This window comes from Enterocloster aldenensis (assembly GCF_003434055.1).
In the GTDB taxonomy this organism is placed as follows: Bacteria; Bacillota; Clostridia; order Lachnospirales; family Lachnospiraceae; genus Enterocloster; species Enterocloster aldenensis.
On the sequence record NZ_QVEX01000052.1, the window covers coordinates 1 to 304 of the forward strand.

General features: G+C 29.9%; 1 protein-coding gene. It reads right to left on the bottom strand.

The features are described 5' to 3' along the window. Window positions 1-304, bottom strand: a 304-nt coding sequence (locus DWX59_RS30205) for a transposase (protein ID WP_147325890.1), incomplete at both ends; no start/stop codon positions are given.

A 304-nucleotide genomic window follows, 5' to 3' on the forward strand; every position in this document is an offset into this window, starting at 1 on the left:
TTGTAACGATGTTTCAATAATCTGTATTCTCTGGATTTTTTATTTTTAGCATATTTACGCATAATTCTTTTTCGAGTATGATTGAGTTGATCATTTATTAGTCTGGTAACGTGAAAATGGTCAACAAGCAAGGTCGAATTTGGAAAATATGTCTTTAGTAAGGGTTTGAATATAAAGCTCATATCAGTGCATATGTATTCGACCTTTTTTCTTTCTTCCAAATCAATCTTAAATAGATAGTCGGACATGATATCATGTGTTCTGGATTCAACGATATCAATAATCAAATTGTTTTCAAAGTTCA